Origin of the sequence: Janthinobacterium sp. EB271-G4-7A (genome assembly GCF_020858075.1) — a bacterium.
Lineage (GTDB): Bacteria > Pseudomonadota > Gammaproteobacteria > Burkholderiales > Burkholderiaceae_D > Janthinobacterium > Janthinobacterium lividum.
The window spans coordinates 2,247,238-2,261,540 of the sequence record NZ_JACYMI010000001.1; the positions used below are offsets into that span (position 1 = coordinate 2,247,238).

General features: G+C 65.7%; 9 protein-coding genes. 5 read left to right on the top strand and 4 right to left on the bottom strand.

Going from position 1 to position 14,303, the window contains the following annotated elements:
• Window positions 1-186: 186 nt before the first annotated feature.
• Entirely contained in the window at window positions 187-1,122 is a 936-nt protein-coding gene (locus tag IGS58_RS10215; RefSeq protein WP_230521266.1) for a 5'-nucleotidase, read from the bottom strand.
• Window positions 1,123-1,462: 340 nt separating this feature from the next.
• Between IGS58_RS10215 and IGS58_RS10220 the strand changes: the two genes are divergently transcribed.
• The 4 genes from IGS58_RS10220 (at window position 1,463) to IGS58_RS10240 (ending at window position 8,954) form a co-directional block, all read left to right on the top strand.
• Window positions 1,463-3,250 carry a methyl-accepting chemotaxis protein gene (locus tag IGS58_RS10220; protein ID WP_230521267.1) on the top strand — a complete coding sequence of 596 codons (1,788 nt, stop codon included), beginning with the start codon at window positions 1,463-1,465 and terminating at the stop codon, window positions 3,248-3,250.
• 344 nt (window positions 3,251-3,594) lie between these two features.
• The gene (locus IGS58_RS29175) at window positions 3,595-5,193 is read left to right on the top strand and encodes a methyl-accepting chemotaxis protein (RefSeq protein ID WP_329957982.1); all 1,599 of its coding nucleotides are present in this window, start codon (window positions 3,595-3,597) and stop codon (window positions 5,191-5,193) included.
• A gap of 86 nt (window positions 5,194-5,279) precedes the next feature.
• Window positions 5,280-6,125 carry a putative bifunctional diguanylate cyclase/phosphodiesterase gene (locus tag IGS58_RS10235; protein ID WP_230521268.1) on the top strand — a complete coding sequence of 282 codons (846 nt, stop codon included), beginning with the start codon at window positions 5,280-5,282 and terminating at the stop codon, window positions 6,123-6,125.
• Between the two features lie 99 nt (window positions 6,126-6,224).
• The gene (locus IGS58_RS10240; RefSeq protein ID WP_230521269.1) at window positions 6,225-8,954 is read left to right on the top strand and encodes an ATP-binding protein; all 2,730 of its coding nucleotides are present in this window, start codon (window positions 6,225-6,227) and stop codon (window positions 8,952-8,954) included.
• Window positions 8,955-8,957: 3 nt separating this feature from the next.
• Here IGS58_RS10240 and IGS58_RS10245 read toward each other — a convergent pair whose 3' ends face one another.
• The gene (locus tag IGS58_RS10245; RefSeq protein ID WP_230521270.1) at window positions 8,958-9,884 is read right to left on the bottom strand and encodes a lipase secretion chaperone; all 927 of its coding nucleotides are present in this window, start codon (window positions 9,882-9,884) and stop codon (window positions 8,958-8,960) included.
• Between the two features lie 10 nt (window positions 9,885-9,894).
• Window positions 9,895-10,809: a lipase family alpha/beta hydrolase gene (locus tag IGS58_RS10250; protein ID WP_230521271.1), complete on the bottom strand. Its 915-nt coding sequence runs from the start codon at window positions 10,807-10,809 to the stop codon at window positions 9,895-9,897.
• Window positions 10,810-11,184: 375 nt separating this feature from the next.
• On the opposite strand from IGS58_RS10250, the gene IGS58_RS10255 reads away from it, so the two are divergent.
• Complete coding sequence (locus tag IGS58_RS10255; RefSeq protein ID WP_070254233.1) at window positions 11,185-11,844, top strand: TetR/AcrR family transcriptional regulator; 660 nt, start codon at window positions 11,185-11,187, stop codon at window positions 11,842-11,844.
• Between the two features lie 102 nt (window positions 11,845-11,946).
• On the opposite strand, the gene IGS58_RS10260 is transcribed toward IGS58_RS10255, so the two are convergent.
• The gene (locus IGS58_RS10260; RefSeq protein WP_230521272.1) at window positions 11,947-14,274 is read right to left on the bottom strand and encodes a penicillin-binding protein 1A; all 2,328 of its coding nucleotides are present in this window, start codon (window positions 14,272-14,274) and stop codon (window positions 11,947-11,949) included.
• Window positions 14,275-14,303 lie beyond the last annotated feature (29 nt).

Sequence of the window (14,303 nt, forward strand, 5' to 3'; positions counted from 1 at the left end):
AATGGGACAGCTGTGGTGCGCGCAGCGCCGCCAGTGACGGCGCCGACAGGCGAGATTATAGACCATCACTTATATCTCCGCGCTTGAGAAAACCGTCGTGAGCGGCAGTGATTTGTGGCTAAGAAGCGCAACCGTACTTTAGTACGGTGAGCATCGCAGGCCGCAAAGCACGACGCGCAGCAGGTTTTATCCTGCGCGGACATTCGCAATGCCGAACGGGACATGCACCATCGGGATGGTGCCGCCCGCCGATTTGAGGTGGCTCAACTGGTCATCGAAGAAGATATGCGGCTTGAACACGGCCAGCACGCGGGACTTGTCCATGCCGCCGAGGAAAAACGTTTCGTCGGCCGCCACGCCCCAGCTTTTCAGGGTCGTCACGACCCGCTCGTGTGAGGGGGCGTTGCGCGCCGTGATGATGGCGATGCGCAGGATCTTTTTATAGCCGGGATCGCGCCGCTGGGCCCTTTCTTCCAGGCGCTGCATGGTGGCCAGCTTCTGGAACAGGCCGGCCAGCGGGCCGGGGCGGTGCGGCGTGCCCACGTTCAGGGTTTCATGGGCGTGGAATTCATCGACGTCGTTATTGCGCTTGAATACGGTTTCCGCTTCGTCGTCAGCGATCACGCCGTCGAAATCGAAGGCCACGCGCAGTTCCTCGTCGTTTTCGTCGTCTTCCGTGCGCGACGGCAGCACCAGGCCGGCCGGATAGTCGCAGGCCAGGGCGCTGCGCACGTCGTCTTCATTCGCGCTGAGGAACAGCGACGCGTTGAAGGCGGGCAGGTAGGGGTAGGGCGACTTGCCCGTCATGAAGGCGGCGCGCGAAATGTCCAGGCCGTAGTGAGCGATGCTGTGCATGACGCGCAAGCCCGTTTCCGGCGAATTGCGCGAAAACAGCACCACTTCCACGGGCGACTGGCGCGGATAGTGCTTGTTGATGTTCAGGAAGCGGCGGATGAAGGGAAAGGCTACGCCGCGCGGCAAGACCGTGTCGATATGCGTTTCCTGGTATTTGCGGTATTTCTCCGGGCCGTTGTCGAGGTAGACCTGGTGCGATTCGGCCAGGTCGAACAGGGCGCTGGAAGCGACCCCGATCACCAGTTTGTGTTCGATAGGATAAGCCATGGTCTGCCTGTTGTTTGCTTGTTGCTCATCTTATACGACTATCAACTGCGTAGCCAATAGCGACGCGCGGGGATTTTTTGCACCAAAGCAGGGCATTGGACGGCTTTTCGATGCCACTGTGCAAGGCGCACCACAGTAAGGAAAGAAATATTGATTTGTATCAAGTATGTAGCTGTCAGCGCGTCCGTTTTCCACTATGCTTCCACTTATAAAATCTCGCCAATTGTAACGAAGCGTACGCCCCATCCCCGCCGCCTTTATACAAGTGTCAGCTGTTTTACTCGAACATGCCAGCCCCGACTTCGCCAGCAGTCTTCGTGACTTTATAAAGGACCTCGCCATGTTTAAGAATTTACTGATCAAATGGAAGTTGGCGACGCTTGTCGCCGTGATGATGGTGGCCTTGCTGGTGGTGGGCATCAGCGGCTACACGGGCATCGCCACCGTGGGGCGCGCCGTCAATGAAATCGGCGTGGTGCGCCTGCCGTCGATCCAGGGCTTGATGATGATCAGCGAAGGCCAGACGGCCGTTGCCGCCGCCACCCTGACGGCCGCCATCTATGAAAACAATTACCAGGCACAGGACAAGTTCGCGGAAGCGCTGCAGCTGCGCACCAAGGCCTGGAACAATATCGAGGCGGGCCGCAAGCTGTACGAACCGCTGCCGCAAACCACCGAGGAAGCCGCGCTGTGGCAGCGCTTCCAGGGCGAGTGGACGGCCTGGAAGGCGGACGACGACAAGGTGCGCGCCATCTTGCGCCAACTGGCCGACAACCGCGACGAGCCGCGGCAGAAAGAGTTGTTCGTGGCGTTCTACAAGCAGTACCAGGATTCGCGTGCGCTGTTCGGCAAGGCCGAAGGCACGCTCAACGACATCATCAAGCTCAATAACGGCGTGGCCGATGCCAGCGTCAAGGACGGCAGCGCGGCCGTCATCCGCTCGGAAAGCCTGATGGTTATCCTCGGCTTGCTGGCCTCCGCGCTGGGCATCGGTTGCGCCGCCTACATCACGCGCGCCATCACGCAGCCGATCAACTCGGCCGTGAAAGTGGCGCAGACGGTGGCCTCGGGCGACCTGACCAGCCACATCGAGGTGCACACGACGGAAGAAACGGGCCAGCTGCTGCAGGCGCTCAAGGACATGAATTCCAGCCTGGTCAGCATTGTCGGCCAGGTGCGCAGCGGCACGGAGACCATCGCCACGGCCTCGTCGGAAATTGCCAGCGGCAACCTGGACCTGTCCTCGCGCACGGAAGAGCAAGCCAGTTCGCTGGAAGAGACGGCGTCGTCGATGGAAGAGCTGACGTCCACCGTGCGGCAGAACGCCGACAATGCCCAGCAGGCCAACCAGCTGGCGCTGAGCGCCTCGGGCGTGGCCGTGAAAGGCGGTGAAGTGGTAGGCAAGGTGGTACAGACCATGGACGCCATCAACGACTCGTCGCGCAAGATCGTCGACATCATTTCCGTCATCGACGGCATCGCCTTCCAGACGAATATCCTGGCCTTGAATGCCGCCGTGGAAGCGGCGCGCGCGGGCGAGCAGGGACGCGGTTTCGCCGTCGTGGCGACGGAAGTGCGTAATCTTGCCCAAAGATCCGCTGGCGCAGCGAAAGAGATCAAGACCCTGATCGGCGACTCCGTGGTGGCGGTCGACGCGGGCAGCAAGCTGGTGGCCGAGGCGGGCAGCACGATGGCCGAAATCGTCTCCAGCGTGCAGCGCGTGACGGACATCATGGCGGAAATCAGCCTGGCCACGCAGGAGCAAAGCTCGGGCATCGATCAGATCAACCAGGCCATCGGCCAGATGGACCAGGTGACGCAGCAGAACGCGGCCCTGGTGGAAGAGGCGGCCGCCGCGGCCGAATCCCTGCAGGAGCAATCGGGCCAGCTGGCCGACGTGGTCAGCGTGTTCAAGCTCGATGGCGCCCAGGCGCCTGCCGCGCGCGCAAACGCGAACGCAAGGCCGGCCGCGCCGCGCGCCGCGCTGGCCAGCGCCGCGCCGAAGCGTCCGGCAGCGGGTCCTGCATCGCGTCCCGCATCACGCCCCACCGCAGGCCGCCCGGCCTTGCACGCCGTGCCATCCCAGCGCCAGAGCGCGCCGCGCGACGACGAGTGGGAAGTGTTCTGACGGATTGACGGCGCCAGCATGCGCTTCCGGACGGCCGCCTTGCGCGGCCGTTTCCACATGCGCGCACAGGTTCGCACTGCGGTTACTACTTACTAAAAAAACAGCGTTATAAAAATAGCTGTTTTGCCATCTAAGCAAATCTTTTCAAAACTTAACGCGACATTGCTTGTGAGATAACTCACACTGCCTGCCGTACCACCCTTGTTCCCGCCTCGGCCACATCCCGGCTGACCCCTCCGCCTGCTGCGTCCAGCCATTCGTGGCAGGCGGCAGCCATTGCCGTCAGCCTTGCATGCGAGCCCGGCGCGATGACCGATGCACCACACTGAAGGATGCGAATAAAGATGGCAAATATGAAAATCGGCACGCGCCTGCGCTGCTCCTTTGCGTTGTTGACCTTGCTGCTGCTGGCGACCGCCGTGCTGGGCATGCTGCGCCTGTCCAGCCTGGAACTGCGCATGCGCGACGTGATCGATGACAAATATCCGAAAACCGTGCTGGCCAACGACATCATCAAGAATGTCAACATCATCGCGCGCTCCTCGCGCAACCTGCTGCTGATGACGGAGCCGCAGCAGCTGGCGCAGGAACGCGCCACCATCGCCAGGGCGGGCGGCGAAACGGAAAAGGGCTTGGCGCAGCTGGAAAAAGTGGTGCTGTCGCCGCAGGGCCGCCAGCAGATGGTGGCCGTGACGCAGGCGCGGGCCACGTTCAACGGCGGGCGCGACAAGGTACTGGCCCTGCTGGAAGAAGGGGCGCGCGATGAAGCGACCAGTTTGCTGCTCGGCACCGTGCGCGGCGACCAGCTGCGCTACATGGCGGCGCTGGAAAGCCTCATCGCGCACCAGCATGACCTGATGGAGGAGGCGGGCGCCCAGGTGCGCCACGAATACGCCACGGCGCGCAACATGATGCTGGCACTGAGCGCGCTGGCCGTGCTCTTTTCGCTCGTCACGGCCTGGCTGGTCACGCGCAGCATCGTCAATCCGCTGCGCCATGCCCTGGCCGTGGCGCAGACCGTGGCCGCCGGCGACCTGACATCGACCTTCGGCCGCCATGGCGGCGATGAAACGGGCAAGCTGCTCGACGCGCTGTGCATCATGAACGGCAACCTGCTCGACATCGTGCAGCAGGTGCGCAGCGGCACCGACACCATCGCCACGGCGTCGTCGCAGATCGCGGCAGGCAATATCGACCTGTCGTCGCGCACCGAGGAGCAGGCCAGCTCGCTCGAACAGACGGCGTCGGCCATGGAGGAACTCAGCTCCACCGTGCAGCAGAACGCGGACAATGCCCGTGACGCCAGCGTGCTGGCCGTCGAGGCGGCGAATATCGCCGGCGCTGGCGGGCAAGCCGTGGGGCAGGTGATCCATACCATGGACGCCATCAGCGCTTCCTCGGCGCAGATCGCCGACATCATCGGCGTGATCGACATGCTGGCCTTCCAGACGAATATCCTGGCCCTGAACGCGGCCGTGGAAGCGGCGCGCGCGGGCGAGCAGGGGCGCGGCTTTGCCGTCGTGGCGACGGAAGTGCGCAACCTGGCGCAGCGCAGCGCGGCGGCGGCGCGCGATATCCGCGCCCTGATCGCCAATTCCACGCAGCAGGTGGACGCGGGCGCGGCCCTCGTGGCGCAGGCTGGCGCCACGATGCAGGAAGTGGTGGCGGCCGTGGGCCGTGTCAGCCAGATGGTGGCCGACATCACGGCTGCCAGCGCCGAGCAAAGCACGGGCATCGGCCAGGTCAGCCAGGCGGTGCTGCAGATGGATGAAGTGACGCAGCAGAATGCGGCCCTGGTGGAAGAGGCGGCGGCCGCGTCGCAATCGCTGGAAGGCGAGGCGGCGAAGCTGCTGCAGGTGGTCAGCGTGTTTCGCCTGCAGCAGGGGCCGGCGCGCACCTTGCCGCGCCGCAGCGCGCCGGCCGCGCCGCGCCTGCTGGCCTAGTGGCGCGCCTGGCAAGGTTTTGGCTCGGCTGCGTCGTGCTGTGGCGGGCGCGGCGCCAGACGCGGGTTGGGCCGGCAGGCACACCGGTGGCGTCGGCGCGCAGCCGGGAGCTGCAGGCGCGCCTGGACAGCGCCATCGTCGATGGTGAGTTCCGCTTTCACTATCAGGGCAAGTTCGATACGGCGCAACTGCGCCTGGTCGGCCTGGAAGCACTGCTGCGCTGGGAGCATCCGCGCCATGGCCTGATCTACCCGAACGAATTCATCGGCCTGGCCGAGCAGACGCAGGCCATCGCGGCGCTGGGCAACTGGGGCATCGATGCGGCTTGCCGCCAACTGGCGCAGTGGCGCGCGGCTGGCCTGCCTTTGGTGCCGGTCGCGGTGAATGTCTCGGCGCGCCAGCTGTGCCAGCCGCACTTGCCTGACTTCGTGCTGGGCTGCCTGCGGCGCCACGCCATTCCTCCCGGCCTGCTGGAGCTGGAAGTGACGGAAAGCTGCTGCATCGACGACATGGCGCAGGCGGCGCAGGGATTGCGCCAGCTGCGCGCGCTGGGCCTGGCCATTTCGCTTGACGATTACGGCACCGGCCATTCGGGCTTGAGCCATGTCAGGATGCTGCCGATTCACACCATCAAGATCGACCGCTGCTTCATCCGCGACCTCGATGGCAGCGCAGGCAGTGATGCCGTGATCGTCGCCTCGACCATTGCGCTGGCGCATGGCCTGGGCTTGCAGGCGCTGGCCGAGGGCGTGGAAAACGGGGAACAGCTGGCGCAGCTGCGGCGGCTGGGTTGCCCGCAGGTGCAGGGTTTTTATCTGCACCGCCCGGCGCCTGCGGCCGAGGTGGCCGCGCTGCTGTCCGCTGGCGCGCCGGCCGGCCTTGTAACAGTGCCGAAACATGGCGCCATGCGGCATGGCGCGGATGCTCAGTAGAATATGGCCACTGCAAGCCGCGTGCTTTAACACCTTCTCCTCCACGCAAGAATGATAAACAGTCCTGTCCCGGCCTATGTCTTTGGCCCGTTTCGCCTTTTGCCGCTAGAACGCCTGCTGTTCGAGGGCGATCGCGCGCTGCGCCTGGGCAGCAGGGCCATGGACTTGCTGCTGGCCCTGCTGGAGCGCGCCGGCGACATCGTCGACAAGCATGAACTGGTGGCCATTGTCTGGCCCAATGCCGTGGTCGACGACGCGACCTTGCGCGTGCACCTGGCGGCGCTGCGCAAGGCGCTTGGCGATGGCCGCGATGGCCAGCGCTACATCACCACCATCCCCGGGCGCGGCTACGGCTTCCTGGCGCCGCTGGCGCACACGGGCGGGCCGGCGTCCGGTGCGGCGGGCGCCGAGCCGCGGCATAACCTGCCCGTCATGCTGACGCGCATGCTGGGCCGCGCCGAGGTGCTGCAAACGATGGCCAACCAGCTGCTGCAATTGCGCCTGCTGTGCATTGCCGGTCCGGGCGGCATCGGCAAGACCACCCTGGCAGTCGTCCTGGCCACGCGCGTGCTGCGCCGCTATGCCGACGGCGTATGTTTCGTCGACCTGTCGCCGCTGGACGAGGGCCGCCTGGTGCCGCTGGCGCTGGCCACGGCGCTCGGGGTGGCGGTGCCGGCCGGCGACGCCATGCCGGTCCTGCTGGCCTACCTGCGCCCGCGCCACATGCTGCTCGTGCTCGATAACTGCGAACACGTGATCGGCGCGGCCGCCACCCTGGCCGACGCCTTGCTCAAGGGCGCGCCGCTGCTGCACGTACTGGCCACCAGCCGCGAGCCGCTGCGCCTCACCAGCGAACAGCTGCAGCGCCTGCCCGCGCTGGAATTGCCGCCGGCCGATGCCGTGCCCGATGCGGCGGCGGCCCGGCACTTCGCCGCGGTGCAGCTGTTTTGCGAACGCTGCGCGGCCGTCGACGATGCTTTCGTGCTGGCCGACGCCGACGTGCCCGTGGTGGTGGATATCTGCCGGCGCCTCGATGGCATTCCGCTGGCGCTGGAGCTGGCGGCCGGGCGCATCGGCCATTTCGGCTTGCACGAATTGCGCCGCCATCTCGACGACCGCTTTCGCCTGCTCACGCGCGGCGCGCGCAACATGCCCTTGCGCCACCAGACCTTGCGCGCCACGCTGGACTGGAGCTACGGCCTGCTCGACGCGCAAGAGCGCCAGGTGCTGCAGGCGCTGAGCGTGTTCAGGAGCCGCTTCCGGCTGGAGTCGGCCAGCGCCGTGGCGGGATGCGACGTGTTCGACACGCTGGCCGACCTGGCCGCCAAGTCCCTCGTCAGCATCGAGTTTTGCTGCCAGCATGTGTATTACCGGCTGCTCGACACCACGCGCGCCTATGCTGGCGCGCAGCTGTCGGCGGGCGGGGGCGAAGGCGCTGTGCTGCTGCGCCATGCGCGCCATTGCCTGGGACTGGCCGGGCGCATCGCCGCCGACTGGGCAAGCATGCCGCCGGCACGCTGGAGCGCGTGCTATGGCCGCCATGTCGATGACCTGCGCGCCGCCATCGACTGGGCTTTCGGCGAGGAGGGCGACGTGGCGCTGGGCGTGGCGCTGACCTTGGCCGCGCAAACCCTGTTCTACCAGCTGTCGCTGATGGATGAATACCGCGTGCGCGTCGAGCGGGCGCTCGAGCGCATGGCCGCGCATGCGGTGGACGACCCCGACAGCGAGATGCAGCTGCATGCCTCGCAGGCGCACCTGCTGCTGCATACGCAGGGCATCACCGGCACCATGCTGCGTTCGTTCCAGCGCGGCTATGCGCTGGCCATGCGCACGGATGATGGCAGCCGCCGCGCCGAAGCCATTTGCGGCATGTGGATCTGCAGCCTGAAGCTGGCCGATTTCCAGCGCGCCGACAACTACGTCACCGAACTGGCCGTCCTGTGCGCAACGCGCGACGACATGGCGATGCGCCTGGTGCTGGCGCGCATGCGCTCCGTGGGCGAATATGTGCAGGGACGCTACGCGCAGTCGGCGGCGCTGGCGCGCATGGTGCTGGCGCATCCCGAGGGCGCGGCGCAGCTCGGTTTCAACAATGCCTTGCTGGCCGATCACCAGGTTTGCCTGCGCGGCACGCTGGCGCGCTGCCTGTGGATGCAGGGCCGCCCCGACGACGCCCTGATCCTGGCGCGCGAGGCGGTCGCGGTGGGCTTCGAGCACAATGGCGTCACGCTGTGCGTGGCGCTGGCCATCAATGCCATTCCCGTCGCCCTGTGGTGCGGGCAGCGGGAACTGGCGCATGCGTGGATTTGCCTGCTGTGCGAACACGCGGCCCGCTATGGCTTGCTGTACTGGAGCGCCTGGGGCGCCGCCTACCAGCGCCTGCTCGACGGGGGCGAGGCGATGGCGCCATTTCCCTGGCCGTCGGTGCGCAGCTGGCCGATACAGGTCGATTTGATGGCCACCCTGCACGACGCGGCCGCCGATAGCCAGGCGCTGCGGCGCGCGCGCATGGGCCTGGCGCCGTGGAGCGCACCGGAGGTACTGCGCCGCGACGCCCACCACCGCTGGCGGGCGCTGGCGCAAGACGATGTGGCCGGCCTGGAAGCGGTGCGGGCGCAGCTGGAAGAAGCGCTGCTGCTGGCCAGGGGCCAGCAGGCCCTCGGCTGGGAACTGCGCTGCGCCACCAGCCTGGCGGCCGTGCTGCAGGCGCAAGGCCGTGGCGCCGCCGCGCATGCCGTGCTGGCTCCTGTCCATGCGGGCTACCGGCAGGGGCGCGAGAGCACGGACGTGATGGCGGCGGCAGCCTTGCTGGCGCAGCTGGCCTGATGGCTATTCGTAGGCGCCCAGCCGGCGCTGTTCCTCCGGCGAGAAACTGGCGTCGCGCAGCCGCTGCAGGGCTGCCGCATCCTGCGCGCCGCCGGGCAGGCCGGCCTGTTGTGCCTTGGCCGCCTGATACGCGATGATGCGCTGCTGCCACTGCGATTCCTCGCGGTCCAGTTCCGCCAGGCGCGCCGCCGCTGCCGGCGTGAACGTGCTGGCGCGCAGGCGGTAGACTTCATTGTCGCCGCCGCCCTGTGCCCGCAAGGTCTTGACGGAGGCGTCCAGCTGCGCCACCTGCAGCGGCGCGTCGCGCGCGGCGCGCTGGGCCGGCGACAATTTCTGGTCCAGCGCGGCCAGTTGCGCCTGGCGCTGCGCTTCGTCGAGCGAGGCGTCGCCGAGTATGGCCATGCGCGCCACGGCGTCGTCGTCATACGCGTCGCTGGCGCCGAACAGGCCGGCGCTTTCCTCGGCTGTAAAATAGTTGCCGCGCAAGGCGCGCATGGCTTGCAGGCGCGCGCGCGCCGCCAGGGCCGCATCGGCTTGCGCCGGCAAGGCCTGTTTCGCGCCGGCCAGCGCCTGCTTGTAGGCCAGGTACGCGCCCAGCAGGCGCTTGGCTTCGCGGGCGGGGACGGGCGCCAGGCGCCGGTCCAGTTCCGCCTCGATCTGGCTGCGGATGGCGGCCAGCGGCTTTTCGCCGAGGCCCGCCAGGTAGTAGTCGAACAGGTGGCCCAGTTCCGCATCGACCACCAGCTTGTCGCCGGGTGCCACCGTCACGTTGCCGTCGGGCCGCGTGCCTTCCATCGAGCGCACGAACGCGAACAGGTCCGGTTCCGCCTTTTCCGGCGGCGGGGCGGGCGGCTCCCCGGGGCGCAGCACCAGGTACAGGGCCAGGGCCGCCAGGCTGCCGCCGATGATCCATTTCGCGTTCGTGCGCATCGTAGGCTCCTTACAGTCCCAGGCCTTGCAGGCGGTTGGCTTGCTGGCGGAAGACCGTGACGGGGTTCGTCTCGAACAGGTTGACGATGCCGACGAACTGGTTGACTTCATCGAGATGGTTCATGGCGTAGTCGTCGCGGATCACCTTGCCCAGGTGGCTGGAGCAGCTGCTGACCAGGCCATCGTTCTTGACGCCGCCAAAGGCCAGGCTGACGGCCGCCAGGGCAGGGTCGCCCACGTCGAGCACATTCGTGTACGGTTGCGCGCCGCTCCACGAAAAGTAGTGCACGCCTTGCACCTGGTAGGCGCCTTCGCCGCAGGCGGAGCTGGGCACGCCTTGCGGGTGACGGCTGTTGAAGGCCAGCGAGCCGGCCGTCGACAGCGAGGCCAGCGAGGCGCCCGCGTTTTGCGGCAATCCCTTGTTGCCCGACAAAATGCCGATCAGCGAGGCAAGCGCATTGCCCAGCGCGTTACTGGTGTTGGGAATGGCGCCGCTGAGGATATCGGCTACCTTGGAGCCCTTGTTGACGCCGGCCACGCTGGTGACGGACGCCACCAGATCGGGGCGCACGGAGGCGACATAGCGGGCCGTGGGGCCGCCGTGGCTATGGCCGATCAAATTGACCTTGGCCGCGCCGGTGGCGGCGAGGATTTGCCGCACCTGCGACAGCAGCTGTTCGCCGCGCACTTCCGTGCTGTTGGCGGCCGACACGGTGGTCACATACACTTGCGCGCCGCCGCTGCGCAGGGCGGCGGGGACGCCGTAAAAATATTCGACGGGACCGAGCTTGTCGAAGCCGAACAGGCCGTGCACCAGCACGATCGGGTACTTCGTCTGCGTGTAGCCGGCGGCGCTGGCGCTGCCGGGCAGGATGGCGAGGGAAAGCAGAAGGGTGGATAGCAGTTGCCAAAAGCGAGTCTTCATTTTGTCTCCGTTATGTATTATTAATAGTGGAAATGAGTGGAAATGTCGATGCTGTAGCGATGAACCGCGCGCTCCTGTACATTCTCGATGCATTAAAAATAGCGAGCGCTCGGTTTTTTGAATGTAGCACTGCTGGATTTAAATTGCATTTGAATTGCATGATGCAGCGCAATAACTGTGGGAATTTGACGTTGCTTATATGCCCATTGCATAGTTGAAAAGTCAAATAGTTGTTTTCCTGAGCTATAATCGGCCCGGCATCAGCCGTCCCGCCGTCTTGCCATGCCGCGTACCGGCATGGCATGGATATCGCTCCTACACCGTTACTTGGGAATGCACTTGTCGACCCATTTTAATTTTGAACAGTTTCAGCAGATGACGCCTTTGAATGGCGAAAACATCTGGGAATATATTCTTGACCGCCACGCGGAACGTATCGGCGTCAAGCGCCGCAAGCCGGCGCTGGAAAATCTTGAACGCATCTTCGTCGCCACCTTCCGCCTGGCCAATGACGTGGGTTTCCGCGCCATGAGCTTGCGTGACCTGTGCCGCGAGACGGGACTGTCGATGGGCGGCCTGTATGGCTACATCACCAGCAAGGACCAACTGGCTGAAATGATCGAGGACGTGGTGCGCCACGCCACGCAAGCGTTGCCCTTGTTGTTTGCCGACGTGAAGTCGCCGCTGGACCGCCTGGAGGCGATGATACGCTCGTCGATCTACCTGTCCGAAGTGCTGCAGCCGTGGTTTTATTTTGTCTTCATGGATTCGCGCGTGCTGCAGGTGGAGCAGCGCAGCATGGCGAAGAATTCGGAACTGTATGTGCAGACCCTGATCGCCGCCACCATCGGGGAAATCGAACCGAAGCCGCAGGGCGATCCCACCTTGCTGGCCGCGCACTGCCTGGCACTGTTCCAGGACTGGTACGTGAAACGCTGGAAATACCGCGCGGCGAAGGTCAATGTCGACGATTTCGCCGATAGCGTCGTCAGTACGGTGCGCGGGTATTTGAACATGACCGGTAGGTCGGATTAGCGGGGCCGCCGAGGCGCAGCGTAATCCGACACGCGCGGACGGCGGCTCATGTCGGGTTACGCCGTTCCGGCTAACCCGACCTACGCGAACTGCCCTTTACCATCAGTTCGTGGTTTCTGGCGGCACCGTCTCCGGCACTGCCGCCGGATCCGTTGGCGTCTCCACATCCATATCCAGCGTTTTCACGCCGTTCATGTCGATGAATTCGTCGTACAGCCATTCGCCATCGACCTGGCTCAGGCCCGCCGGCACGGCGCGCGTGATTTGCGGGCGCGTCGACAGGGCCGTGCGCATGTAGTCGATCCAGATCGGCATGGCCAGGGTCGAACCGAATTCGCGTCCGCCCAGAGACTTGGGCTCGTCATAGCCCATCCACGCCACGGCCACGATGCCGCCGCCATAGCCGGCGAACCAGCCGTCGACGGCGTCGCTGGTGGTGCCCGTCTTGCCGGCGATGTCGCTGCGTCCCAGTTTTTTCGTCGCCGCCGCGCCCGTGCCGGTGCGCGCCACTTCGCGCAGCATGCTGTCCATCACGAAGGCGTTGCGCGGGTCCAGCGCCAGGGTCTTGTCGTCGTTCGGCGCGGGCGGCTTGGTCTGCATCAGCACCGCGCCCTTGGCGTCGACGATGCGGTCGATCAAATACGGTTCCACCTGGTGGCCGCCATTGGCGAACAGGGCGTAGGCGCCCGCCATCTGCACGGGCGTGACGGAACCCGTGCCCAGCGCCATGGTCAGATTGCTGGGCTGGCGGGCCGGGTCGAAGCCGAATTTTTCCATGAAGTCGTGCGTGTACGACACGCCCAGCGCGCGCAGGATGCGCACCGAGGCCACGTTCTTCGACTGCGCCAGCGCGTAGCGCATGGTGATGGGACCGTCGAACTTGAAGTCGTCATTCTGCGGCGCCCAGACCTTGCCGCCCGCCTGCATTTCCAGCGGCGCGTCGTTGATCAGGGTGGCCGGCGAAAAGCCTTTTTCCAGCGCCGCCGAATACACGAAGGGTTTCATGGCCGAACCGGGCTGGCGCCACGCCTGCGTCACGTGGTTGAACTTTTGCAGGTTGTAGTCGAAGCCGCCCACCATGGCGTGGTAGGCGCCCGTCTCCGCGTCCAGCGAGACGAAGGCGGCGGCCACCAGCGGCACTTGCGTGATGGCCCAGTTGCCCTTGGCGTCCTGGGTGATGCGGATTACGGCGCCCGGGCGCAGTTTGATGCCTGCGCTCGCCTTGGCGGACAGCGCCGGGGCGGCAAAGCGCAAGCCGTCGCCCGTGATGGCCTTGGCGTCGCCATCGCCCGTGTCGGCGATCACTTTGCCGCTCACCACTTCCGTGACGACGGCGGCGATCAGGCCGTCGCTGTCCGGGCGTTTTTGCAGTGCCGCATCGATGGCGTCGTCGCGCTGCTCGGGGTCGGCCGGCATGTCGATGAAGGTTTCCGGGCCGCGGTAGCCGTGGCGCTGGTCGTAGGCGATGACGTTGCGGCGCGTCGAGGCGTAGGCCGCGTCCTGGTCGGCTTTCAAAATCGTCGTGTAGACGCTGATGCCCTTGGTGTAGCTGTCTTCCTTGTATTGGGCATACACGGCCTGGCGCGCCAGTTCGGCCACGTATTCGGCGTGCGTGTCGAAACCCTGCTTGCCGCGGGTATTGATATGCAGCGGCTGGGCCAGCGCCTGCCGGTACTGGCCTTCGCTGATGTAATCGAGTTCGCGCATGCGTTTCAATACCAGCTGCTGGCGTGCGTGCGCCTTTTTCGGATTGCTGATCGGGTTGTGGCGCGAGGGGTTTTGCGGCAAGCCGGCCAGCATGGCCATTTCCGCGATCGACAGTTCGGACAGGGGCTTGCCGAAATACGTCTGCGCCGCGCTGCCGAAGCCGAACGAGCGCTGGCCCAGGTACATCTGGTTCATGTACAGCTCGAGAATCTGGTCTTTCGACAGGGCAGCCTCGATTTTCAGGGCCAGCATGATTTCATTGAGCTTGCGCGAGGCGACTTTTTCACGCGTCAGGAAGAAGTTGCGCGCCACCTGCATGGTGATGGTGGAGCCGCCGCCGTGGCCGAAGCCGTGGCGCAGGTTCGACAGCACGGCGCCGCCGGCGCGCACGAAGTCGATGCCGTGGTGTTCGTAGAAGCGGCCATCCTCGATGGCCAGCAGGGCCTTTTTCATCATTTCCGGCACTTGCGCGATCGGCACGAAGTCGCGGTGTTCCTCGCCGAATTCGCCGATCAGCACATTGTCGGCCGTGTACACGCGCAGCGGTATCTTCGGCTGGTAGTCCGTGATGACGTCCAGTTCGGGCAGGCGGGGGCGCACGTACAGGAACAGCCAGGCGGCCAGCAGCACGGCTGCGGCCAGCGCGGCGCAGCCGGCGATGATGAAGCCGCGCACGGTGGCGCGGCGGGAAGGCCAGGGGAATCCGGTTCGTTTGGCAGTCAAGGCAGTCTCACGTGAGCGTGCAAGGCACG

Excerpts from the sequence above, each read along its gene's own strand:
- IGS58_RS10215 (WP_230521266.1), bottom strand. The coding sequence starts at position 1,122 with ATGGCTTATCCTATCGAACACAAACTGGTGATCGGGGTCGCTTCCAGC.
- IGS58_RS10245 (WP_230521270.1), bottom strand. The coding sequence starts at position 9,884 with ATGCGCACGAACGCGAAATGGATCATCGGCGGCAGCCTGGCGGCCCTG.
- IGS58_RS10255 (WP_070254233.1), top strand. The coding sequence starts at position 11,185 with ATGACGCCTTTGAATGGCGAAAACATCTGGGAATATATTCTTGACCGC.
- IGS58_RS29175 (WP_329957982.1), top strand. The coding sequence starts at position 3,595 with ATGGCAAATATGAAAATCGGCACGCGCCTGCGCTGCTCCTTTGCGTTG.
- IGS58_RS10250 (WP_230521271.1), bottom strand. The coding sequence starts at position 10,809 with ATGAAGACTCGCTTTTGGCAACTGCTATCCACCCTTCTGCTTTCCCTC.
- IGS58_RS10220 (WP_230521267.1), top strand. The coding sequence starts at position 1,463 with ATGTTTAAGAATTTACTGATCAAATGGAAGTTGGCGACGCTTGTCGCC.